General features: G+C 59.7%; 21 protein-coding genes and 1 tRNA gene. 15 read left to right on the top strand and 7 right to left on the bottom strand.

Annotated elements, in window-relative coordinates; all coding sequences use genetic code 11:
- Positions 1-184 precede the first annotated feature (184 nt).
- The 5 genes from dapA to ACCD00_RS09500 all read left to right on the top strand — a co-directional run bounded on the left by dapA (position 185) and on the right by ACCD00_RS09500 (position 3874).
- Positions 185-1063, top strand: a complete 879-nt coding sequence (gene dapA, locus ACCD00_RS09520) for a 4-hydroxy-tetrahydrodipicolinate synthase (RefSeq protein WP_413423899.1) — start codon at positions 185-187, stop codon at positions 1061-1063.
- 17 nt (positions 1064-1080) lie between these two features.
- A complete protein-coding gene (gene bamC / locus ACCD00_RS09515) occupies positions 1081-2196 on the top strand; it encodes an outer membrane protein assembly factor BamC (RefSeq protein WP_413423897.1) in 1116 nt (371 codons plus the stop codon).
- 4 nt (positions 2197-2200) lie between these two features.
- Positions 2201-2959: an MBL fold metallo-hydrolase gene (locus ACCD00_RS09510; protein ID WP_085715396.1), complete on the top strand. Its 759-nt coding sequence runs from the start codon at positions 2201-2203 to the stop codon at positions 2957-2959.
- A gap of 28 nt (positions 2960-2987) precedes the next feature.
- Positions 2988-3701, top strand: a complete 714-nt coding sequence (gene purC / locus ACCD00_RS09505) for a phosphoribosylaminoimidazolesuccinocarboxamide synthase (RefSeq protein ID WP_007944067.1) — start codon at positions 2988-2990, stop codon at positions 3699-3701.
- 83 nt (positions 3702-3784) lie between these two features.
- Positions 3785-3874 (top strand) — tRNA-Ser (locus ACCD00_RS09500).
- Positions 3875-4032: 158 nt separating this feature from the next.
- On the opposite strand, the gene ACCD00_RS09495 is transcribed toward ACCD00_RS09500, so the two are convergent.
- A complete protein-coding gene (locus ACCD00_RS09495) occupies positions 4033-4506 on the bottom strand; it encodes a hypothetical protein (protein ID WP_413423894.1) in 474 nt (157 codons plus the stop codon).
- A gap of 422 nt (positions 4507-4928) precedes the next feature.
- On the opposite strand from ACCD00_RS09495, the gene ACCD00_RS09490 reads away from it, so the two are divergent.
- Complete coding sequence (locus tag ACCD00_RS09490; protein WP_008016001.1) at positions 4929-5855, top strand: LysR substrate-binding domain-containing protein; 927 nt, start codon at positions 4929-4931, stop codon at positions 5853-5855.
- 58 nt (positions 5856-5913) lie between these two features.
- Positions 5914-6279 (top strand): 5-carboxymethyl-2-hydroxymuconate Delta-isomerase, encoded by a 366-nt coding sequence (locus tag ACCD00_RS09485; RefSeq protein WP_413423892.1) that lies wholly within the window; start codon positions 5914-5916, stop codon positions 6277-6279.
- A 3-nt stretch (positions 6280-6282) separates the two neighbouring features.
- Here the strand turns inward: ACCD00_RS09485 and ACCD00_RS09480 are convergent, their stop codons facing one another.
- The 3 genes from ACCD00_RS09480 to ACCD00_RS09470 all read right to left on the bottom strand — a co-directional run bounded on the left by ACCD00_RS09480 (position 6283) and on the right by ACCD00_RS09470 (position 9451).
- Complete coding sequence (locus ACCD00_RS09480; RefSeq protein ID WP_413423890.1) at positions 6283-7221, bottom strand: LysR substrate-binding domain-containing protein; 939 nt, start codon at positions 7219-7221, stop codon at positions 6283-6285.
- Between the two features lie 114 nt (positions 7222-7335).
- Positions 7336-8253: a DMT family transporter gene (locus ACCD00_RS09475; RefSeq protein WP_413423888.1), complete on the bottom strand. Its 918-nt coding sequence runs from the start codon at positions 8251-8253 to the stop codon at positions 7336-7338.
- Between the two features lie 13 nt (positions 8254-8266).
- Positions 8267-9451, bottom strand: a complete 1185-nt coding sequence (locus ACCD00_RS09470) for a cyanate transporter (protein ID WP_413423886.1) — start codon at positions 9449-9451, stop codon at positions 8267-8269.
- Positions 9452-9960: 509 nt separating this feature from the next.
- Between ACCD00_RS09470 and ACCD00_RS09465 the strand changes: the two genes are divergently transcribed.
- From ACCD00_RS09465 to ACCD00_RS09440, 6 genes are all read left to right on the top strand, one after another.
- On the top strand, positions 9961-11343 hold the full coding sequence (locus ACCD00_RS09465) for a glutamine synthetase family protein (RefSeq protein WP_413423884.1): 1383 nt from the start codon (positions 9961-9963) through the stop codon (positions 11341-11343).
- A gap of 179 nt (positions 11344-11522) precedes the next feature.
- Positions 11523-13172, top strand: a complete 1650-nt coding sequence (locus ACCD00_RS09460; protein ID WP_413423882.1) for a phosphoethanolamine transferase — start codon at positions 11523-11525, stop codon at positions 13170-13172.
- A gap of 72 nt (positions 13173-13244) precedes the next feature.
- On the top strand, positions 13245-13895 hold the full coding sequence (locus ACCD00_RS09455) for a class I SAM-dependent methyltransferase (RefSeq protein ID WP_413423880.1): 651 nt from the start codon (positions 13245-13247) through the stop codon (positions 13893-13895).
- Between the two features lie 123 nt (positions 13896-14018).
- Positions 14019-15152, top strand: coding sequence for a ribonuclease D (gene rnd, locus ACCD00_RS09450; protein WP_413423878.1), 1134 nt, complete (start codon positions 14019-14021; stop codon positions 15150-15152).
- The gene (locus ACCD00_RS09445; protein WP_008015991.1) at positions 15149-15442 is read left to right on the top strand and encodes a YcgL domain-containing protein; all 294 of its coding nucleotides are present in this window, start codon (positions 15149-15151) and stop codon (positions 15440-15442) included. The genes rnd and ACCD00_RS09445 overlap by 4 nt, the downstream gene beginning before the upstream one ends.
- Before the next feature lie 119 nt (positions 15443-15561).
- Entirely contained in the window at positions 15562-16494 is a 933-nt protein-coding gene (locus tag ACCD00_RS09440; protein ID WP_413423876.1) for a D-2-hydroxyacid dehydrogenase, read from the top strand.
- A gap of 124 nt (positions 16495-16618) precedes the next feature.
- Here the strand turns inward: ACCD00_RS09440 and ACCD00_RS09435 are convergent, their stop codons facing one another.
- Entirely contained in the window at positions 16619-17212 is a 594-nt protein-coding gene (locus tag ACCD00_RS09435) for a nitroreductase family protein (protein WP_007984791.1), read from the bottom strand.
- A gap of 164 nt (positions 17213-17376) precedes the next feature.
- On the opposite strand from ACCD00_RS09435, the gene ACCD00_RS09430 reads away from it, so the two are divergent.
- The gene (locus ACCD00_RS09430) at positions 17377-17826 is read left to right on the top strand and encodes a YcgN family cysteine cluster protein (protein ID WP_008015986.1); all 450 of its coding nucleotides are present in this window, start codon (positions 17377-17379) and stop codon (positions 17824-17826) included.
- A 35-nt stretch (positions 17827-17861) separates the two neighbouring features.
- The gene (locus tag ACCD00_RS09425; RefSeq protein WP_413423873.1) at positions 17862-19091 is read left to right on the top strand and encodes a hypothetical protein; all 1230 of its coding nucleotides are present in this window, start codon (positions 17862-17864) and stop codon (positions 19089-19091) included.
- A 116-nt stretch (positions 19092-19207) separates the two neighbouring features.
- Here the strand turns inward: ACCD00_RS09425 and ACCD00_RS09420 are convergent, their stop codons facing one another.
- Both ACCD00_RS09420 and ACCD00_RS09415 read right to left on the bottom strand, forming a co-directional pair.
- Positions 19208-19570: a DUF2892 domain-containing protein gene (locus tag ACCD00_RS09420; RefSeq protein WP_413423871.1), complete on the bottom strand. Its 363-nt coding sequence runs from the start codon at positions 19568-19570 to the stop codon at positions 19208-19210.
- An 80-nt stretch (positions 19571-19650) separates the two neighbouring features.
- On the bottom strand, positions 19651-20121 hold the full coding sequence (locus ACCD00_RS09415) for an RNA methyltransferase (protein ID WP_007911337.1): 471 nt from the start codon (positions 20119-20121) through the stop codon (positions 19651-19653).
- Positions 20122-20290: the final 169 nt, after the last annotated feature.

Here is a 20290-nt window from a genome sequence, read left to right as displayed (position 1 = left end):
ACGGGGCCTGGGAGGCCGAAAAGGGAGGCTGGAACCCGGCGTACAAGCTGATCAGTACCGATCAAAGTCTGAAGGGTAGCGAAAACCGGCGCCAAGGGGAATGGCGGCAGCACAGTACTTCGCTTGTGCAAGCATCTTGGCGCCAGTACCATTACGGCTCTCTTTTTCCGGCAGGAGCGGTTTCATGATTGCGGGCAGTATGGTGGCACTGGTCACACCCATGGATGCACAGGGGCGTCTTGACTGGGACAGCCTCAGCAAACTCGTGGACTTCCACCTTGAAAACGGCACCCATGCCATTGTCGCCGTTGGCACCACCGGCGAGTCGGCAACGCTTGATGTAGACGAACACATCGCCGTCATCAAGGCCGTGGTCAAGCAGGTCAACGGTCGCATTCCGGTCATCGCCGGCACCGGCGCCAACTCGACCCGCGAAGCCGTCGAGCTGACCCGCAACGCCAAGGAAGCCGGCGCCGATGCCTGCCTGCTGGTCGTGCCGTACTACAACAAGCCGACCCAGGAAGGCCTGTACCTGCACTTCAAGCACATCGCCGAAGCGGTCGACATCCCGCAGATTCTCTATAACGTTCCCGGCCGCACCTCCTGCGACATGCAGGCCGAGACCGTGATCCGCCTGTCCACCGTGCCGAACATCATCGGCATCAAGGAAGCGACCGGCGACCTCAAGCGTGCCAAAGCCATCCTCGATGGCGTCAGCAAGGACTTCATCGTTCTTTCCGGCGATGATCCGACCGCAGTCGAGCTGATCCTGATGGGTGGCAAGGGCAACATCTCCGTTACCGCCAACGTCGCTCCGCGTGAAATGGCCGATCTGTGCGAGGCCGCCCTCAGGGGTGACGCCGAGACTGCGCGGGCCATCAACGAAAAACTGATGCCGCTGCACAAGGACCTGTTCATCGAAGCCAACCCGATTCCGGTGAAGTGGGCTTTGGTTGAAATGGGCCTGATGCACGAAGGCATCCGCCTGCCGCTGACCTGGCTGAGCGCACCTTGTCACGAAACGCTGCGCACGGCCCTGCGCCAGTGCAGCGTCCTGGTTTAATTGAGGAAGTACAACGCATGAAGCGAATGGCCGGACTTTCCGCACTTGCCTTGATTATCTCCAGCACCAGCGGCTGCGGATGGATCTGGGGCCCGGAAGGTTATTTCCGTGACCGCGGTAGCGATTACCTGGAAGCGCAACAGACTGCACCGATGCAAATGCCACCGGATGTCCGTGCTGCCAAGCGTCTGGATCCGCTGTTGCCGATCCCGCGCAACGTGGCTGATGACACCGCCAAGGGCGAGTACGTCGTTCCTCGGCCGCAGCCGCTGACCGCCGCTGCCGACGCCAGCGCCTACTCCCTGCAGAAGAGCGGCGGTTCCAGCTCCATCCTGGCCCAGAACCCGCCGGCCGAAGTCTGGCCTGTGGCTGTTCAGTTCTTCCAGGACAACGGCTTCCGTCTGGATGAACAGCGTCCGCAAACCGGCGAATTCACCACGACCTGGCAACATTCCGACGAACTGTCCGCGGCCGTGGGCAAACGCCTGAGCGCGGCCGGCGTCGGCACCGACAGCGAAACCCGCGTGCGGGTGCGCATCGAGCCGGGCGTGCAGCGCAACACCAGTGAAGTCTATGTGGTCAGCGCCGAGCGTCCTGCCGGCAGCACCGCTGACGTGGCATTCACCAACCGTTCGGTCAACACTGGCCTGGACGCGGCGCTGGTCGACGACATGCTCGCGAGCATGAGCCGTATCTCGGAGAAGGGCGGTTCGGTGTCGATGCTGGCTTCGCGTGATTTCGACGCACCCAGCCGTGTCAGCCTGAGCGAAGACGGCAGCGGCAACCCTGTGCTGAACGTCGGTACCGACCTGGATCGTGCCTGGGCGAGCGTCGGTCGTGCGCTGGAACAAGGCGAATGGCGCGTTGAAGACATCAACCGCAGCCTGGGCCTGTACTACATCAACCTGGCAGAAAAAGCCGAGAAGAAAGACGACAAGCCAGGCTTCTTCAGCAGCCTGTTCGGCAGTGCGCCGAGCAAGGAAGAGCTTGACGCCCGCGCCGAGCGTTATCAGGTTCGCCTGAGCAAGGTTGGCGAGAACGTCCAGGTCACCGTCGAGAAAAACATCAACACCGTGGCGCCGGCAGATGTGGCGCGTAAAGTGTTGAGCAAGATTCAAGACAACCTGGGCTGATCCTATGCGTTTTGCCGTTCTCGGCAGCGGTAGTCAAGGGAACGGCACGCTGGTAGCCAGCGCTGATACGTACGTCTTGGTCGATTGTGGTTTTTCCCTGCGGGAAACCGAAAAACGCCTGCTGCGCCTGGGTGTGAACCCTGCGCAGCTGAGCGCGATACTCGTGACCCACGAACATGCCGACCACGTGCATGGCGTGGGTTTGCTGTCTCGGCGCTACAATCTGCCTGTCTACCTCAGTCGCGGGACCTTGCGCGGGATGCGCAAACCGATTGAACCCGCAGGCTTTCTGGCCGGCGGCGAGCAGCTGCAAATCGGCGACTTGAGCATCGGTGTCATTGCCGTGGCCCACGATGCACAGGAACCGACGCAATATGTATTCAGTGACGGTGAGCGGCGCTTTGGGCTGTTGACCGACCTGGGTTCGTATTGTGACAAGGTGCTGGACGGTTATCGGGACCTCGATGCGTTGATGATCGAGTCCAATCACTGTCGTGACATGCTGGCCCGCGGTCATTACCCGTACTTTCTCAAGCAACGGGTGGGCGGTGAGCTGGGGCATTTGAATAACCATCAGGCGGCATTCCTGGTGGCCGAGTTGGGCTGGAAAGACCTGCAACACCTGGTCCTGGCCCATCTGAGCAGCAAGAACAACCTGCCGCAGCTGGCCCGGCAATGTTTTGTCGACACCCTCGGGTGCGACCCGGACTGGCTGCAACTGGCCGATCAAGATTCAGGGCTCGACTGGCGCCACATCGCCTAGCCCATCTACTTAGCAAGCGGAGCCCATCATGGAAAAACGTGAAGAACTCTACCGCGGCAAAGCCAAGTCGGTTTACAAGACCGACGACGCTAACCGCTTGATCCTGCTGTTTCGTAACGACACCTCGGCGTTCGACGGCAAGCGTATCGAACAGCTCGACCGCAAAGGCATGGTGAACAACAAGTTCAACGCCTTCATCATGCAGAAGCTCGAAGCTGCTGGCGTGCCGACCCAATTCGACAAATTGCTGGGCGACAACGAATGCCTGGTGAAGAAGCTCGACATGATTCCGGTCGAGTGCGTCGTGCGTAACTACGCCGCTGGCAGCCTGGTCAAGCGCCTGGGTGTCGAAGAGGGCATGAAGCTCAACCCTTACACCTTCGAGCTGTTCCTGAAGGACGACGCCAAGGGCGACCCGTTCATCAACGAATCCCACGTCGTGGCATTTGGCTGGGGCACCGCCGAGCAACTGGTTCGCATGAAAGAGCTGTCGCTCAAGGTCAATGAAGTCCTGAGCAAACTGTTCGACGACGCCGGCCTGCTGCTGGTCGACTTCAAGCTGGAATTCGGTGTGTTCCACGATGGTTCCATCGTGCTGGGCGACGAATTCAGCCCGGACGGCTGCCGTCTGTGGGACAAGGCGACCGGCAAGAAAATGGACAAGGACCGCTTCCGTCAGGGCCTCGGTGATGTCATCGAAGCTTACGAAGAAGTCGCCAATCGTCTGGGCGTACCGCTTTAACCGACGCAAGCATCTGAAAGCACAGAAATATTTCGCTTGGGGGGTTCGCTTCCTGCGAAAGTGTTGTTATGATGCGCGCCGTTGGAGAGATGCCAGAGTGGCCGAATGGGACGGATTCGAAATCCGTTGTACCTTCACCGGTACCTAGGGTTCGAATCCCTATCTCTCCGCCATTATTGAACAAGACTAAGCCCCTGAAATGGTTAAACATTTCAGGGGCTTTTTCGTTTCCGGCCTATCGGTCAGGGGCGCCAGTCGCCGGAGCGCGACTATCTGGTTCGCCAATGTCTGTCGCACTTTTGCTCAGCGATCTCGAGACCTGCACAACCACTTATCTGGCGCTGCGCGAGAGGTGCAGGATTTGGGTGAAGGTGCCATCGGAATTGGGCTCAGTACTCATTTCACCGCTGAACCCGGCGTATTCCCCTGTAGCGCCAATTACCGCGACAATCGACTTGCCTGATTCATGCTCCTGTCCGGCCACGACGATACTGGCGGCCGTTTTGCCCGTCGCGTCGTTGAATAGCAGGGTCCATTGGCACTGGCTGTGCTTTTCGGGGAGGGTATTTACGCAATATCCGCTATTGCTGCCGATATCTTTGCGTTGCTCGTTCATCAGCGGCTGGTCGAACACAAACAAGTCACCCTGCGAAGGGCCGGGTGGACCGAGGTCAATCGGGGTCTTGATGCCGCGGGTGCCGTCGGCATAGGTGAGCAGGGTGAGTGTCTCTGTTTCATGGGCGTGCGCAATGACGGGCATGCTGATCAACATCAGGCATAGCGCGCGAAGGGCGAAATTATTCATGTTTTTCGGCTCGGGTTATGAAAGAGATGCAGCAGCGGCAAAGAGTAACGGGCGGACCCGAGCGCGGCGAACCATACAATGTGAGTGCATATGACGGCGGCGCACTGGATTCAGCGGTGCGAAGAGTTGCAGGGAATGGCGGCACTGTGAGGTGACCGCTGCATCCGTAACCGGACAGTTACGGGGCTTTTCGTTTCTGTGTCGTTCAACCGCCTGCATTCGGGTTTTCCGGATCGGGCCGGGCAATCCCCCCGCGTCGGAAAAATTGAGTTCCCGGTAAAAAGGACAGGGCTACAGGACGAAGCGCGGCATGGCCGTTTACTTAAACGCGAACGGCTTCAGTCTGTTGAACTTGAGTTGGATAGACGGCAGTCGCGCCAGCTACCTAAACTGTCAGCAGATTTGGGGATCGGGGACAGTGGATGAATCGCAACGAACTTCGCAAGGCCGACATCAACCTGATGGTGGTATTCGAAACACTGATGCTCGAGCGCAATGTCACTCGGGTGGCGGAAAAGCTGTTTCTCGGTCAACCAACCATCAGCTCCGCGCTTAACCGCTTGCGTGCGATGTTCAATGATCCGCTGTTCATACGTGTTGGCCATCGCATGGAGCCGACGGCGCGGGCAGAGGAGATCATCAAGCACCTGTCGCCGGCGCTGGATTCCTTGTCCGTGGCCTTGAGCCTGACCCATGATTTTGACCCGGCCAGCAGCACGATGTCGTTCCGCATCGGGTTGTCCGACGATGTCGAATTCGGGCTGTTGCCGCCATTGCTGCGGGCTCTGCGCCAGGAGGCACCCAACGTGGTGTTTGTGGTGCAGCATGTCGATTACTGGCGAATTCCCGACTTGCTGGCATCCGGCGATATCACGGTGGGTATCAGCCAGACCCGCGGCCTGCCGGCCAATGCCAAACGCAAGTTGCTGCGGCACATCCAGCCCAGCATTTTGCGCGCCGATGCCTCGGATACGCCGTTGACCCTCGATGAATATTGCGCGCGACCGCACGTGCTGGTGTCCCATACCGCCAATGTCAGTGGCTATGCCGACGAGTGGCTGGCGGATATCGGTCGCACGCGCCAGGTAGTGCTTTCGGTGCCGCAGTACAGTGCACTGCCGGCCCTGCTTGCCGGCACCGACCTGATTGCCAGCCTGCCGGATTACACAGCCGAGGCGATGGCCGCGTCGGGAGTGCTGTTCAAGGAGCCCTTTCCCTTCAAGACACCGACCCTGGACCTGTCCATGGTCTGGCTCAGCCATGTCGATAGCGACCCTGCCGAGCGCTGGCTGCGTTCGCGCCTGGAGGCGTTCATGAGTGAGCGTGCCGTATTGCCGCTGCCCGAATGAACAGGGTGGCGCTGTGTTATATGTACGACCTTTCCACCCCACTTGAAGGAAGCAACTCATGCCTCACCTGCACATGGAATACACCGCCAACCTGACTGATCTGAATGCCGATGTGGCATTGATGCGGTTGAACAATACGCTGGTGGGTTCCGGTCAGTTTGCTGCCGAATTCGACATCAAGAGCCGCGCGGTCAAGGTCGAGACGTTCAAGGTTGGCACGGCATTGGCTGAGCGGGCGTTCGTGCATGTGAAGCTGGCGCTGTTGAGCGGTCGTTCCGCACAGATCAAGCAACAACTGTCTGAAAGCCTGCTGGCGGTGGTTCAGGACCTGTGTGAATGGCCGAGCGACATTGAAGTCCAGCTGTGCGTGGAGATTCTCGACATCGATCGCGATTCCTACAGCAAGACCGCCATCAGCCACTGAGTATCAGGCGCTTTGCTGTTCGACACAGGCCTGGATCACTTGCTCTCGCAACCAAATGTTGGCGCTGTCCTGATCGACACCCTGGTTCCACTGCATGTCGAGGGTGAACCCCGGCAAGCCCTCGGGCGCTTCACAGTGATCGAAGGTGTCCGCACCGGCCAGCAGTCGCTGGATGCGTCGGGGCAGGGTCAAGGCATAGTCGGTGCCGGTAATCAGCTTCAGCGCTGCGCTGTAGCTGTTGGCACGTGCGACGATCTGGCGCTGTCGAGACTGCCGCGCGAGCCAGCCGTCGACCATGTTGGTGGCGGACGTCCAGGGTGTCGGGAACACGTGTCGACGTTCGACATAGGTTTGCAGGCTCAATCGTGGTTCCGCCGGCGTGGCGCGTTTGTCGAAAACACACACCAGATCATCTTCGAGCAGCGTCTGCGATCTGAAATCGACGTGACTGCGATGAAAGTTCGGACCGAAGCACATCACCAGGTCGAGGCTGCCTTCGCGCAACGCTCTGGCAGGAATATCGGCTTCGAGTTTGACCACGTTGACCATCACCGGGAGATCGGCAAGGTCGAAGGTTTTCAACAGGCGCGGCAGGATCAGTTGCTCGAAGTATTCCGGTGCGCAGATGTTGAAGGTCACGGGCTGCAGTCCAGGGTCGAACGTGGGTGAGCCGGTGTGACACAGGTTGATGCTTTCGAGGATTTTCAGCACGTGAGGGTACATCGCGCCGGCCTTGCGGGTGGGCTGCATGCCGCCGGTACGGGTATTGATGAACAGCTCGTCCTCGAAGCCGGTGCGCAGTTTTTTCAGGCAGTAACTCACCGTGGACTGGCTGACGCAAAGCGTCTCGGACACCTCGGTGACGCTGTTTTGCTCGTACACGGCGACGAACACCATGAGGTCCTGCATGTCGAGTTTTCTAAGCGAATTACTGTTCAGCATCCATTGCGTCTCGCTGCGTCCCTTGCGCTGACCGTGTGCAAGGATGAGCGAGTGATCCTAGCGGAATGAGGGAGCAGGGAGAATGCCTCGCCGGAAGTTTCGCCCAAGGCCCTTTCAGCCCCGGACCATCGCCGACACGGCGCGGCGGCTGGACATCAACAGCGCGAACATGCCGACACCCACCAGTACCGCGCCGGCCAGCTCCAGCGGCAGCGGCATCTGGCGCCCCCAAAGCCAGTGGAACATGGTGATGAACAGCGTGCTCAGGTAGATGTAGGAAATCACCGAGGACGGTGCGATCACACCGATGGCCCGATGCAGCAGCCAAAACGTCGCCAGGGTGGCAAACACCGCCAGGTACATCAGCCAATAAAAATCGTTGAGCGTCAGTAATGATGCCGAGCGCCAACCGCCGCTGAAGCCACAGAACGCCAGCAGAAACAGCGCACCGAACAGCATGTTCCAGAATGTCATGGACACCGGCCCGCGGCCCTTGAGGCTATTGGCTTTCAGGCGTTGGCTGAGGGGGGCGTAGAGTGCCATGGCCAGGCAGCCGATGCCGTACACGGTCAATGCATAGGGTGATGGCAATTCGCCGGGGCCGCCGCCTTTCATGATCAGCAACACTGCGCCGGCAGCGGCGAGCAGCATCGGTACAATCCGTTTCTTCAGGCTGTCGTCAGGTGTCAGCACGGCTTCGAAAACCAGGGTCATCAGCGGCACCAGGGTGAACATCGTCCCGGTGTTGACGGCCGAGGTGTAGCGCAATGCTTCGAACAGTGAGCCGAAGTACAGCGCCAGCAGCAGGCCGAGCACGGCGTGACCGAGCAATGCGCGGGCGGTCATGACGGCATCGCCTTTGAGCAGCAACAGCGGCAGGAACACCACGGCGCAAAACAACAGGCGCAAACCGGTCAGCAGGATCGGGTCGATGGCCTGGCTGACTTGTGCCGCTGCGGAAAACGATGCAGCGATCAGCAAGGCCCAAAGCAGCATACTGGCGTGAGCGGCGGCGATTCCGGTGGTTTTCATGGCGGGCTCCGGGTCAATGGATGTGGCGGCTGTAGTGCCTTGGGTTGAAGCGCAAAACCATCAACATCATCAGCGCCATGACCGCCGTCAGCGACCACCAGGCCCATTCAAAGCTGCCGAGCCGGTCGCGAATTATCCCGGCCAGCAGCGGCGACAGGCCGGCGATCAGGTAGCCGATGCCTTGAACGAACGCGGTCAGGCCACCGGCGCGCAAGGGATTGTCCAGGTGATCCAGCGATACGATCAGGCTCATCGGAAACAGGCCGCCAATGCCCAGCCCCAGCAGGCATGGCCACATCAGGCTCAAATGCTGCGGGGTCAGGATCAGTCCGCAGAAACCGGCGATGATCAGTGCAAGCAATACCATTAGTACGATGCGGCGGTCGCGGCTGCGATTGGCGATGAGCGGAGTCAGCAGCCCCGACAGCACTTCCATGGCAGTCAGAAATCCCAGCAGCAATCCGGCGTGCTGTTCGCTCCAGCCCTTTTCCACGTAGTACGGCGCCAGCCAGGCCAGAACGCAGGTGTAGGACGCAGTGCCCAGGCCAAAGAAAATCGCCAGTAGCCAGGCACGGGAATTGGCGAAGAACGAACCTCTATTTGAAGCCTTTGAATCCAGTGTCGGCATCTCTGCCCGTTGGCTGCTCCAGCACAGCAATGCCAGCACGGCGAGTACCGCCCAGATCGCCAGGCCCATACGCCAGCTGCCGGTTTGCTCCATCACCAGCGGCGCAAAGGAAGCACCCATGGCGGCACCGCCCATGATCGACGTGACGTAGAGCCCCATGCACAAGGCAACGTGGTCGCTGAAGCGGGATTTGATCAGCGTTGGCATCAGGGCCTGGATCAGGGCAATCCCGATACCTGCCAGCACTGCGCTGAGGAGCAACTGCGCTGCTGAATCAAGGAACAGCCGGGAAACCGTGGCGAGGCCGATGATCAGCAGCGAGAACATCACCGTGCGCTGATCTCCAAGTCGCTGGCTGATGCGCAGGCCGACAAACATCGCCAGTCCCATGGCCATGACCGGCAACAGGGTCAGCAGTGAAGCCAGGCTGAAGCTCAGGGGGATTTCGACGCGAATTGCCGAGAGCAGAGGCCCGACAGCGGCCATGGAGGGGCGCAGGTTCAGGGCAACCAGGACAATGCTGAACATCAGCCACAGGGCAGGGCGGGCGGTGGCGCGAGTGTTTTCCATGATCGGACCTTGAACAGTAGGGGGCCGATTAGGCGCGCGAGTCCTGGAGGCCGCAAATCAGAAAGTCTGGTGTGGTATTTAGAAATTAAATACAAGTCACTGCAATGCAGCCCCCCACACGGGGGGCATCACTGAACAGCCAAATGTTTAGCCAGACTACATCCAAGGTTCTTCAAATCCTGATTTAACGACTTGATCCATCGTGTGAGGCTGCGGGTCATCTGTTTTCTGCGGTTCTCCCTATGGACGGTTGGCCAGTCGCAATCCACTTCAAGGCATCCACCGACGCTCGAGCGTCGAGCCTTGGTCGTCGATTCACGCCCGCCATCGCCCCCAACCTCTCTGCACTTCCTTCTGAACTGGCCTTCTGGGCGCTGTGGCATTGCCGCCATGCGCGCCCGCCGGATTCCTGCTTTTTCCGCTGATTGTCCCTACCTGTTCCGGTTGATGCCGGGATTGACGATCGGGTGCTTTTGCGTACCCGTCTGACACGGAAAAAGAGAACTCCCATGAGCAGTGCCACCCCCTCGTTTGCCACCAGGCTTGAAGCCCTGACCTTTCTGGAACAGAACCCGGATATCGAAATGTTCGAGCTGTTCATCCTCGACAACAACGGGGTGCCGCGGGGCAAGTTGCTGCACCGTGACGAGTTGCTGGCGGTGTATGAAAGCGGGCGGCCTTTGCCGAGTACCATCCTCGGGCTGACCATCAACGGTGATGACGTGGAAAACTCAGGGCTGGTCTGGGACGTCGGTGATATCGACTGCCGGGCCTACCCGATCAGCGGCAGCCTCACGCGTATGCCGTGGCGTCTGATACCGACTGCGGCCGTGCAGGTGAGCATGCACCCGACGCAAGGAATGCCCGCCACCATTGCCGATCCCCGTCATTTGTTGGCGAAAGTCATCGAAGGTTTGCAGGCTGACGGCTATTACCCGGTCATGGCGGCGGAACTGGAGTTCTACCTGCTGGATCAGCAACGCGACGGCAATGGCCGGCCTCAACCGGCACGGGATGTCGATGGCGGACGTCCGCGCGGCACTCAGGTCTATGGTTTGCGCGAGCTTGAACAGATCGAACCGTTCCTGGCCGATCTTTATAGCGCCTGCAAGCTCCAGGGGATTCCTGCACGCACGGCCATTTCCGAATACGCACCGGGGCAAGTGGAAATCACCCTGGAGCACCGCACCGATGCGTTGCTGGCGATGGACGAAGCCGTGCGCTACAAGCGTCTGGTCAAGGGTGTGGCGCACAAGCACGGCATGACAGCCTGCTTCATGGCCAAGCCTTTCGATGACCTGGCCGGTACCGGGATGCACATGCACGTGAGCCTGGCGGACAAGGACGGCAACAACCTCTTTGCCAGCGAAGCCCCGGATGGAACGCCACTGCTCAAGCAGGCTGTCGCCGGCATGCTCGGTACCTTGCTCGATTCGCTGTTGCTGTTCTGCCCCAACGCCAATTCCTATCGTCGATTCCAGGCCAACAGCTATGCGCCTCTGGCGGCCACCTGGGGCGTGGACAATCGCACCGTGAGCCTGCGCGTACCCGGCGGGCCGGCGTATTCCCGGCACATCGAGCATCGTATTTGTGGCGCAGATGCCAATCCCTATCTGGCGGCTGCGGCGATACTGGCCGGTATTCATCGCGGTATCCGCGAACAACTCGACCCTGGTGCGCCGGTGGAAGGCAATGGCTACGCCCAGGCTGCGAAACTGTTGCCGACAGACTGGCTGACCACATTGCGCTCGCTGGAAGGTTCCGGTTGGGCCCGGGAAGCGTTCGGCGGGGAGTTCCTCGGAGTCTACCTGGCGGTGAAACGCGCCGAATATCGCCAATTCATGGGAGAGGTCGGTGAGCAGGACTGGCGCTGGTACTTGCACCAGGCTTGAGTCGAAGCTGAACCATTCTCAAACAGTCTGAAAGTTTCAGGCTGGTTTTATAAGCCAACTAATTGTTGGCTTCTTTTTCACAAAAAATTGATGGTTGGCTACCTAAAATTAGAGCTGCCTCGGTAAATGAAATTTTCACATTTACCGAAGGCACTTCTTTTCAGGACCCGCCGAACCTCATGCTCAAGATTAAAGCCGTGCGCCCCGAATGGGTGACACTGATTGCCAGCGCATTTTTGTTAGTTGGCTTCAATTTTGTACTCTGGCAACACCTGTTCGAAATCACCGCATCCGATGGTAAAGGCATCGTCATGCGCGTGGCCTTCGGGGTGATGATCTTCGCGGCCTTCAACATTGTGCTGACCCTGCTGGCCTTCCGGCCGGTGCTCAAGCCGGTCCTGACCCTGCTGTTCATGATCAGCGCGGGCGTGGCGTATTTCATGAGCCAGTATGGTGTCCTGATCGACACCGGCATGTTGCGTAACTTTGCGGAAACCAATGCTACGGAAGTGCGCGACTTACTGTCGCTCAAGTTGTTTGTTTATATCGTGCTACTTGGTGTTTTACCGACTTGGCTGTTGTGGAAGACACCGATTGATTACCGTCGTTGGCACCGTGAGCTACTGAGTAAAGTCCTGGTGGCTTTTGCCTCGGCAGCGGTCATTGGTGGTGTTGCACTGGTTAACTACCAGGGCCTGTCCTCGCTGTTTCGCAATCACCACGAATTGCGCCTGATGGTGGTGCCAAGCAACTACATTGGTGCCTCGGCCGGTTTCTTGCGTGAAAAAGTAGCCACTGCACGACAGCCCTTTGTCAAAATTGGGGAAGATGCCCAGCGCAATCTGGCCTGGCAAACCCACGGGCGCAAATCCCTGACTGTTCTTGTCGTGGGTGAAAGTGCCCGGGCAGAGAACTTCGGCATCCTTGGCTATAGCCGTGACACCACGCCGAAACTGAGTAAGGAAGACGGCCTGATCGCCTTCACCGATGTGCACTCCTGCGGTACTGAAACTGCTGTATCGGTGCCTTGCATGTTCTCCAACATGGGACGCAAGGACTACAACGCCAGCAAGGCAAAGAACGAAGAAGGCCTGCTGGACGTGCTCAAGCATGCGGGTATCGACGTGATCTGGCGTGACAACCAGTCAGGCTGCAAGGGTACGTGCGATCGCGTCACCGTTGAAGACGTCAGCAATCTGAAAGATCCGGCGCTGTGTGCCAACAGTGAATGCCGCGACGAAATCCTGCTGCAAGGACTGCAACATTTCATCGATACCCTCGACAAGGACACGGTATTGGTACTGCACCAGATGGGCAGCCACGGTCCGGAGTACTTCAAGCGTTATCCGAAAGAGTTCGAGCGCTTCACCCCGGTTTGCGAGAGCAATGCCCTGAACAATTGCAGTCGCGAAAGTATCGTCAATGGCTACGACAACACCCTGGTATATACCGACCATGTGCTGTCTACCCTGATCGATCTGTTGCGCAGTAACCAGGACAAAGTGGATACCGCGATGCTGTATCTGTCGGACCACGGCGAGTCTCTGGGCGAATACAACTTGTTCCTCCACGGCACGCCTTACATGCTGGCACCGGAGCAGCAAAAGCATGTAGCCATGTTTGCGTGGTTCTCCGACAGCTTTAAGAAGTCGTTTGCGGTAGATACCCACTGCCTGCAACAGAGTCGTGAAAAGCCCTTGAGCCAGGACAACCTGTTCCATTCGATGCTCGGGCTGCTGGAGGTCAACAGCAAGGTCTACAACCAGGATCTGGACATGTTTGCCGGATGTCGTGGTCCAGTGGCCGACGGTGTGTTGGCCAAAGATTGAGTGCTCCGGTTTTGTTTCACGCGGCGGCCGCGGACCTGCGGCCTGTAGAACTTTTATCAAGAGCCATTGCACATGTCCGCTCAACCCCCATCCGCCATCGAGCTTGAGATTGCCCGACGCTACGATCAGGAGCACGCGCGCGTCTGCCTTCAGCCGCAAGCGCCGGGCCTGGCCGGGCGTCTGGCGCTCTGGCGTGAGGAGCGTTTGGTGCGCAATGCACTCAAGGTCGCCGGCGAGCCGGGGTTGATCCTCGACGTGGCCTGCGGTGTGGGGCGTTTCTGGGCGGTGCTGGCCGAACATGCCAATCGGGTGATTCTCGCGACGGATCCGTCCCAGGACATCCTCGATCATGCCCGCACACATCACCCGCAGAGTCTGTTGAAGCGGATCAAGACCTTTCAAAGTTCCGCGTTCTCGATTGGCTTGTCGGAGAACGCGGTTGACAGCATTTTTTGCATGCAACTGTTTCAGTACCTTGCCAATCCGGAACATCGACTGGCGATGCTTGGCGAATTTTACCGGGTCAGTCGCGATACGGTGATTGTCGCGGTGCGCCTCGACAGTCGTTTCAAGGGCGCGCGTTCAGGCGTGGAGGGGCCGTTCCCGAGCAAGGCCGAGGTGGAAAGCGAGTTCAGGCAGGCGGGTTTCCGTTTGCTCAGCCATCAGGACTTTTTGCCCGGCTGTGCGCGGATGCGGATCTACGTGCTGGGTAAGACCAGCTAGCCCGACGTTGTCGGACTATTCTTCATGTCACGCAGTAATTTTCGCTAATGCTCTTGTTCAGTGGATGCGCGGAAATCGCCGGGGGCGATATATACTGCGCGCCATTCTTCAAGGGAGAGCCGTGTGGCCATCGATATTCACTGGATTCGCGACAACGATAGCCTCGGACGGTTGTGTGCCGAGTGGCAGCAGTTGCCATTCGTTGCCCTCGACACCGAATTCATGCGGGTCGACACCTTCTACCCGATCGCCGGCCTGCTGCAGGTCGGTGATGGCGAACGCGCCTACCTGATTGATCCGCTGACCATCGACAACTGGCAACCCTTGGCCGCGTTGCTGGAAAACCCGGCCGTGGTCAAAGTTGTCCACGCGTGCAGCGAAGACCTCGAAGTCCTGCTACGCCTGACCGGCAGCCTGCCGGCGCCACTGTTCGATACGCAGCTGGCTGCCGCTTACCTGAACCTCGGTTTTTCCATGGGCTATTCGCGACTGGTGCAGGAAGTGCTCGGCATCGACCTGCCCAAGGGTGAAACCCGCTCCGACTGGCTGCAACGCCCGCTTTCCGAAACCCAGATCAGCTATGCGGCCGAAGACGCCGTGCATTTGGCTGAAGTCTTCGTAAAGCTGCGTCCAAAGCTGTCTGACGACAAATACGTCTGGGTCCTGGAAGACGGTGCCGAACTGGTGGCCAACCTGCGCCGCGAGATCGACCCTAACGAGGTCTATCGCGATGCCAAGCTGGCCTGGAAGCTGTCCCGCGCCCAGCTCGCCGTTTTGCGTGAGCTCTGCGCCTGGCGCGAAAAGGAAGCTCGCGCCCGTGACCTGCCTCGCAACCGGATTATCCGCGAGCATTCGCTGTGGCCATTGGCTCGCACGCAACCGGACAACCTCGGTGCCCTGGCGAAAATCGAAGACATGCACCCGCGTACCGTGCGTCAGGACGGCCAGTTTCTGCTTGATCTGATCAAGCGCTCTGGCAGTGTGTCGCCTGATCAATGGCCGCCAGCCGTGCCAGAGCCATTACCGGTTGACGCTGCCGTGCTACTCAAGCAGCTCAAAGCCATCGGCCAGGCCGAAGCCGAGCGCCTGAGCATTGCGCCGGAACTGATGCTGCGCAAGAAAACCCTGGAAGCGCTGCTCAAGAGCGGCTTCCCCAATGGTCCCTACCAATTGCCTGATTCGCTGCGTGGCTGGCGCCGCGAATTGATGGGCCAGGCGCTGCTCGACAGCCTGGCCACCGCCGGAGAACAGCCTTGAAACGTATTTGCTCCATCTACCGCAGCTCGAAGAAAAACGAAATGTACCTGTATGTGCTCAAGAGCGATGCTCTGGAGCGCGTGCCGGATGCCCTGATGGCAGCCTTCGGCAAGGCCATCCACGCGTTCGACATGGTGCTGACCCCCGAGCGCAAGCTGTCGCGCGAGGACATCGCGGTCGTACTGGAAAACCTCGAAAAACAGGGTTATCACCTGCAAATGCCGCCTGCCGAAGACGAGTACATCGAGCACTTGCCGGAAGAGTTGTTGCGTCGCAACGATCCGGTGTGAGCGGCAGACAGGCTCTGTTCAGAGTGGTTATGAAACACTGATTGATTTTAGCGATGGCAGCATCGACGGAGCACAGCTCTGTCGGCGGCCGTCTGCACCGTTTTTGAAAGGTTTGAAGCATGCGCGTCCTGATTGCTGAACACGACCACCCTGTGTACGCCCGACTGTTGCGCGAGGCGGCACCGGATCTGGAGGTGCTGACCAGCGGTGACTCCGCCGAACTGGCCAGCCAGGCCGCCGATTGTCCGGTGTGGCTCGGCCAGCCTGATTTACTGGCGACCCTGTTACGCCAGGGCCATCAGCCGCAATGGCTGCAATCGACCTGGGCCGGCATTACGCCGCTGCTGGCCGATGGTTTGCCGCGGCACTATCGGCTGACCCGTGCAGTCGGCATCTTCGGCCAGGTCATGGCCGAGTACGTGCTCACGTATATGCTCGGTCACGAGCGTGAAGTGCTGGCGCGACTGGTCAGCCAGGTCGAGCGCAAATGGGACAGCCGCCATGGCCAGAGCCTGGCGGGGCGCAAGGTGTTGATCGTCGGCACGGGTGACATCGGTCAAAGTGTCGCGCAGTTCCTCGTGCCGTTTGGCGTCGAGTTGTATGGCGTTGCCAGCAGCGCGCGTCAGCAGGCACCGTTTATCGAAGTCGGTTCACTGGCGGACCTGCCGCGGCTGGTCGGTGAGGTCGATTACGTGGTCAATCTGCTGCCGAACACGCCGGACACCCACGATATCTACGATGCGGCGCTGTTCAGGCAATTCAAGCCGACCGGGTTGTTCATCAATGCCGGGCGCGGTGTGGCGGTGGTCGATGCGGAACTGGTGGATGCCTTGAAGGAAGGGCATCTGGCGGGTGCGGTGATCGATGTATGCCGTCAGGAACCATTGCCCCAGCGTCATCCATTCTGGACGGCCTGGGGCCTGCTGCTGACCGGCCACAGTTCGGCACCGACTTCGCCGTCGATGATGGTGAAGCTGTTTGTCGAAAACCTGCGGGCGTATCAGGCGGGAGAGGCGTTGCGCGGGGAAGTGGATTTCGATCGCGGGTATTGATTCGCCGCAATCAAAAATGTGGGAGCGGGCTTGCTCGCGAAAGCGTTGTGTCATTCAACATATCTTTGTCTGACACGGCCTTTTCGCGAGCAAGCCCGCTCCCACATTGGTTTTGCAGTGTGGCTTAGAGGGTGAAGTCGCCTTCAGCCGCCAACTCGCTCAATGGACGACGCGGGCTGGGTTCTTCACGGGCTTGCAGGTAGTCCGCCAGGCTTGCCTTGTCCCCCAGCTTGCCCACCGCGACGGCGGCGTGCAGGGCGTAGCCTTCAGGAATGTTCAGCTCCTTGCGGGTCAGTTCCTGGTCGAAACCGGCCATCCCGTGGGTGTGCCAGCCGCTCAGGCTCGCTTGCAAGGCCAGGTGGCCCCAGGCGGAACCGGTGTCGAAGGTGTGCCACAGGGCCGGGGTTTCTTCGGTGGCGCCAGGCACGGCGAAGGTGGTTTTCGAAATCACGATCACCAGGGCCGAAGCGTGTTGTGCCCAGCTGCGGTTGAACTCGTTCAGCAGGCCCAGGTAACGCTCCCAGTTCGGCGTGTCGCGACGTGCGTAGAGGAAGCGCCACGGCTGCGAGTTGTAGGCCGAGGGTGCCCAGCGGGCGGCTTCGAAGAAGCTCAGCAGGGTTTCCTCCGGAATCGTTTCGCCAGTGAAGGCACGGGGCGACCAGCGATCGGTGAACTGAGGGTGAATGGCGTAATCGGCAACGCGTGGGTTGGCACTCATCAAGAGATTCCTTGCTACGTTTGAAAGTGGGAGCGACGCAAAACCCTACTTGGCAGCGCGAAAACTGACAAGCCCGTTCTACCGACAGTCGCCAATGCTTGGCCCAAGGGGCTTCGGGCACTAGACTGGCGGCCTTTTCACCACCTGATGTCGATGCTCGAACCATGGCCGCCAAAGTAGAACCGTTCTGGATACGCAAAACCCTCGATCAACTCGATCAGGAGGAATGGGAGTCGCTGTGCGACGGCTGTGGATTGTGCTGCCTGCAAAAGCTTGAAGACGAAGACGACAACAGCGTTTATTACACGCGCATCGCCTGCAAATTGCTGGACCTGAAAACCTGCCAGTGCACGGACTATCCTAACCGTCGTGACTCTGTGCCGGACTGTATCCAGCTCACGCCGGGAAAGGCCGACGAATTCAAATGGCTCCCGCCGACCTGCGGCTATCGCCTGGTCAGTGAAGGCAAGGACCTGCCGTTGTGGCATCACCTGGTGTGCGGTGATCGCGATGCCGTACATCACGAGCGGATTTCCCAGTCCGGGCGCATGCTCGCCGAAGGCAGCGTGCCGGAAGACGATTGGGAAGATCACCTGATTTTCCGCGCCGGCTGACAGCCTGACGGTTAACGTTTCACGAAGGAGTGTGTATGGCTGTGGGATGGCGGCAGGCGTGGTTCATTGGATTACTGACCGTGAGTTCGCCCGTATGGGCAGCGAACAAGGTCAATCTGGATTATCACGTGCACCTGTTGCCGCAGAGCGATCAGGCCGAAGTGCGCCTGACGCTCGCCCAGGGTTCGGCGGTGCGCAGCCTGGATTTTGACCTCGGCGATGGCAGCCGCTACAGCGATTTCAAGGCTGACGGCCAATGGCAACTGACCCCCGGCAAAGCGGCGCGAGGAGTCTGGCGTCCGACTGCTGACAAGGCCAGCCTGACCTACCGCGTGAATATCAGCCACGGGCGCAAGAGCGGCAGCTTCGACACGCGCATGACGCCAGACTGGGCGTTGATGCGCGGCGAAGATCTGGTGCCGGCGGCCAAACTCGATCAACAGGATGGCATCGAACTGGTTTCACGCCTTGAGTTCGAGCTGCCCGGTGGCTGGAAAAGCGTTGAAACCGCGTGGCCGCGCATTGGTCAGAACAAATTCCGTATCGATAACCCCTCCCGACTGTTCGATCGGCCCACGGGCTGGATGCTCGCCGGCCAGCTTGGCAGCCGCCGTACGCGTCTGGGCGAGACGGAAGTCACCGTCGCCTCGCCACTGGGGCAGGGTATGCGGCGAATGGATGTGCTGACGCTGCTGACCTTCGTCTGGCCGCAAGTGCAGGCGCTGTATCCGCGTCACCCTGGCAAACTGCTGATCGTCGGGGCCAATGATCCAATGTGGCGCGGCAGTCAGTCGGCGCACGAGTCGATCTATCTCAACAGTCACCTGCCGCTGGTCAGCGAAAGTGGCAGCAGTGCCCTGGTCCGTGAGTTGGCCCAGATGTTCGGGCGGATCAACGGCACGCAGCGCAGCGACTGGATCAGTGAAGGCTTTGCCGAGTATTACGCTATAGAACTGGTACGCCGGGCCGGCGGCATGAGCGATGAACGCTACGAGAGTCTGCACGGCAAGCTGGTCATGATCAGCCAGAAAGTCACCACGCTGCGCGGCGAGTGGATCAACCCGGCGCAGCTGGCCAGGGCAGTGGTGTTGCTGCAGGAGCTGGATCGCGAAATTCGCCTGAAAACCCATAACAAGCGTTCGCTGGACGATGTGTTGCGCGGGGCGATGCGGCAGGGGGATATCGATACCAAGGCGTTTGTTCAGCTCAGCGAGAGCGTGATCGGTGGTTCTTCAAAAGTGCTCAGTACCGAGTTGATTCAGTAACACCGCCATTCGCGAGCAAGCCCGCTCCCACATGGATTGCGCTGAACCTGTGGGAGCGGGCTTGCTCCGGGCGGCGTTCCGACGAAGAGGCCGGTTGCCTCAGCGCAAATCCGGATTCAAACCCCGGCTTTCGGCTTGCCGGTAACGTTGGCGGTTTTGGTCGCCGCCTCGGCATTGGCCTTCAACTGGCTCAGTTCTTCACCCGCCCGCTGGATTTTCGCCCGCACGTTGTTCATGTCCTGGCGGCCTTTCTCCAGCAGGCTTTTCGCCGAACTGTGGCCGGTAACGCCGCGCGCCAGGGCGACGCCGCCGATGGCCACCTGGATCAGGCCAAAGATCCCGCCACGACGCAGGCCCTTGCCCACCATCACCACGCCGCCGGCCAGGGAGCCGATGCGTTCCCAGCCCTGCACGTTTTGCCCGGAGGGGCCCTGGAACGGGGTGGATTCGATACGCTCGACGGGTTTGAGTTCGCTCATGGTCTGTCTCCAGGCTTCAGTGATCGATAGACAAGCTGACTGCCCGGGCAGGCAGCTCGTTCAATCGGATGTGCGGCGATTCAGCGGAATTTTGGCCCGGAGCGGGTATTGAGCCCCTTGGCCATGCGGTCGTAGAGCACGACGTTGACCGTGGCGGCCAGGTTCATGCAACCGGTGGTCGGAATGTAGACCACGTCTTCACACCAGTCGCGAATCTCTTTGTCCAGCGATCCGTCTTCCGGGCCGAAGATGTATAGCGCGCGATCCGGGTGGGTGTATTCCGGCAACGGGCGAGCGCCTTCGACCAGTTCCACGGCGACGGGCACACAATTGAGGGGCAGGATTTTCTTCAGGTCGTCGATGCCGATCAGCGGGATGTCGTAGTGCACGCGCTTGGTATCGGTGACGAAGTCGGCGGCGCGCTCATAGCGCTTGCCGGTGTAGAACACCGATGCCACGCCATAACAGCCAGCGGCTCGCATCACCGAACCTACGTTTTCCGGTGATTTGGGGTTATACAAACCAATGCAGCTGTACCGTTTGTCTGCCACGAGCGGGGTGCCTTTCGGGAAAAAAGCGCGATTATACGGGGATTGGGGCGGGGGTGTTCGGTTTGAGATTGGCGGTGTCGAGGCGATTGTTTTCGCGAGCAAGCCCGCTCCCACAGTTGACCGAGGAGCCCATACGGACGCGGATCAATGTGGGAGCGGGCTTGCCCGC

The sequence above is a fragment of the Pseudomonas sp. Pseusp3 genome (assembly GCF_047304225.1).
Classification (GTDB): Bacteria; Pseudomonadota; Gammaproteobacteria; order Pseudomonadales; family Pseudomonadaceae; genus Aquipseudomonas; species Aquipseudomonas fluorescens_CD.
Note: the sequence above shows the minus strand (reverse complement) of the source record. Positions and strands in the feature narration are given on the sequence as shown.

Bases quoted from the DNA above. Each gene is read 5' to 3' on its own strand.
- purC (WP_007944067.1), top strand. From the start codon at position 2,988: ATGGAAAAACGTGAAGAACTCTACCGCGGCAAAGCCAAGTCGGTTTAC.
- ACCD00_RS09440 (WP_413423876.1), top strand. From the start codon at position 15,562: ATGCGCGTCCTGATTGCTGAACACGACCACCCTGTGTACGCCCGACTG.
- ACCD00_RS09485 (WP_413423892.1), top strand. From the start codon at position 5,914: ATGCCTCACCTGCACATGGAATACACCGCCAACCTGACTGATCTGAAT.
- ACCD00_RS09460 (WP_413423882.1), top strand. From the start codon at position 11,523: ATGCTCAAGATTAAAGCCGTGCGCCCCGAATGGGTGACACTGATTGCC.
- bamC (WP_413423897.1), top strand. From the start codon at position 1,081: ATGAAGCGAATGGCCGGACTTTCCGCACTTGCCTTGATTATCTCCAGC.
- ACCD00_RS09465 (WP_413423884.1), top strand. From the start codon at position 9,961: ATGAGCAGTGCCACCCCCTCGTTTGCCACCAGGCTTGAAGCCCTGACC.
- ACCD00_RS09475 (WP_413423888.1), bottom strand. From the start codon at position 8,253: ATGAAAACCACCGGAATCGCCGCCGCTCACGCCAGTATGCTGCTTTGG.
- ACCD00_RS09430 (WP_008015986.1), top strand. From the start codon at position 17,377: ATGGCCGCCAAAGTAGAACCGTTCTGGATACGCAAAACCCTCGATCAA.
- ACCD00_RS09470 (WP_413423886.1), bottom strand. From the start codon at position 9,451: ATGGAAAACACTCGCGCCACCGCCCGCCCTGCCCTGTGGCTGATGTTC.
- ACCD00_RS09480 (WP_413423890.1), bottom strand. From the start codon at position 7,221: ATGCTGAACAGTAATTCGCTTAGAAAACTCGACATGCAGGACCTCATG.
- ACCD00_RS09425 (WP_413423873.1), top strand. From the start codon at position 17,862: ATGGCTGTGGGATGGCGGCAGGCGTGGTTCATTGGATTACTGACCGTG.
- dapA (WP_413423899.1), top strand. From the start codon at position 185: ATGATTGCGGGCAGTATGGTGGCACTGGTCACACCCATGGATGCACAG.
- ACCD00_RS09510 (WP_085715396.1), top strand. From the start codon at position 2,201: ATGCGTTTTGCCGTTCTCGGCAGCGGTAGTCAAGGGAACGGCACGCTG.
- ACCD00_RS09435 (WP_007984791.1), bottom strand. From the start codon at position 17,212: ATGAGTGCCAACCCACGCGTTGCCGATTACGCCATTCACCCTCAGTTC.
- ACCD00_RS09490 (WP_008016001.1), top strand. From the start codon at position 4,929: ATGAATCGCAACGAACTTCGCAAGGCCGACATCAACCTGATGGTGGTA.
- ACCD00_RS09455 (WP_413423880.1), top strand. From the start codon at position 13,245: ATGTCCGCTCAACCCCCATCCGCCATCGAGCTTGAGATTGCCCGACGC.
- ACCD00_RS09420 (WP_413423871.1), bottom strand. From the start codon at position 19,570: ATGAGCGAACTCAAACCCGTCGAGCGTATCGAATCCACCCCGTTCCAG.
- ACCD00_RS09495 (WP_413423894.1), bottom strand. From the start codon at position 4,506: ATGAATAATTTCGCCCTTCGCGCGCTATGCCTGATGTTGATCAGCATG.